Here is a 1,608-nt window from a genome sequence, read left to right as displayed (position 1 = left end):
CCAGAGATTATGTCTTGGGACGAGTATGCCTTTACCAAGGGAAAGATGAGTTTTATCGCACAAGATTTTGATCAGCTCAATATCATTACTGTTCTTGAGGGAAGAACACAAGCTATCATCCGCAATCACTTTCTTCGCTACGATAGAGCAGTCCGATGTCGAGTGAAAATCATTACTATGGATATGTTTAGTCCTTACTATGCCTTAGCTAAACAGCTTTTTCCATGTGCTAAAATCGTTCTAGATCGTTTTCACATTGTTCAACATCTTAGCCGAGCTATGAGTCGGGTTCGTGTCCAAATCATGAATCAATTTGATCGAAAATCTCATAAATACAAGGCCATCAAGCGCTATTGGAAACTCATCCAACAAGATAGTCGTAAACTCAGCGATAAACGATTTTATCGCCCTACTTTTCGCATGCACTTAACGAATAAAGAAATTCTAGACAAGCTTTTGAGCTATTCCGAAGACTTGAAACACCACTATAATCTCTATCAGCTCTTGCTTTTTCACTTTCAGAATAAAGAGCCTGACAAATTTTTCGGACTTATTGAGGAAAATCTAAAGCAGGTTCATCCTCTTTTTCAGACTGTCTTGAAAACCTTCCTCAAGGTTAAAGAAAAGATTGTCAACGCCCTTCAATTACCTTATTCCAACGCCAAATTGGAAGCAACCAATAATCTCATTAAACTCATCAAACGAAATGCTTTTGGTTTTAGGAACTTTGATAACTTTAAGAAACGAATTTTCATCGCTCTGAATATAAAAATGGAGAGGACAATCGTTGTCCTCTCCAGATGTTAGCTTTTTATTCAACCCACTACAGTTGACAAAGAGCCAAAAAACCTGAAAGTTATATCTTTCAGGTTTTTTGATCGGAATAATCAACTAATAGAATCGTTAGAAGATTTATTCTTCATCATCACGCTTACGACGTTTAGCCACTAATCCTAATCCAGTTAGACCTGCTACAACTCCAAGGAGAGCATTTGCAGCTGAAGCTGTTTCACCAGTATTTGGTAATTGCTTACGAGCCTTAGTGGTATCAGTTTGAGGAGCTTGACTAGTTGAAGTCGAATGAATCATAGACGCACTTGTTGATGTTGATGCTGATTCAGATGCTGATGTACTTGCTGATGTGCTTGCTGACGTGCTTGCTGACGTGCTTGCGCTTGTTGATGCTGACGTGCTAGCTGATGTACTTGCACTTGTTGAAGCAGATGTGCTTGCTGATGTACTTGCACTTGTTGATGCCGACGTGCTAGCAGATGTACTTGCACTTGTTGATGCTGACGTACTTGCTGATGTGCTTGCACTTGTTGAAGCTGACGTACTTGCTGACGTGCTTGCACTTGTTGAAGCCGATGTGCTTGCTGACGTACTTGCACTTGTTGATGCCGATGTACTTGCACTTGTTGAGGCTGATGTACTTGCTGATGTACTTGCGCTTGTTGAAGCGGATGTACTTGCTGACGTGCTTGCGCTTGTTGAGGCCGACGTACTTGCTGACGTGCTTGCACTTGTTGATGCGGATGTACTTGCTGATGTGCTTGCGCTCGTTGATGCGGACGTACTTGCTGACGTGCTTGCACTTGTTGATGCGGA

General features: G+C 41.6%; 2 protein-coding genes. One reads left to right on the top strand and one right to left on the bottom strand.

The annotated features are described in order from the left end of the window. Window positions 1-807: ISL3 family transposase (locus tag TZ96_RS09920; protein WP_045762798.1), on the top strand; the 807-nt coding region annotated here is incomplete at its 5' end. Window positions 808-912: 105 nt separating this feature from the next. Here TZ96_RS09920 and TZ96_RS10365 read toward each other — a convergent pair. Beyond that, on the bottom strand, window positions 913-1,608 hold a 696-nt coding region (locus TZ96_RS10365; RefSeq protein WP_142322055.1), incomplete at its 5' end, for an LPXTG cell wall anchor domain-containing protein.

Origin of the sequence: Streptococcus infantis (genome assembly GCF_000963255.1) — a bacterium.
GTDB lineage: Bacteria > Bacillota > Bacilli > Lactobacillales > Streptococcaceae > Streptococcus > Streptococcus nidrosiense.
The sequence above is the reverse complement of the archived record's forward strand: the minus strand, read 5'-3'. Positions and strand labels throughout refer to the sequence as shown.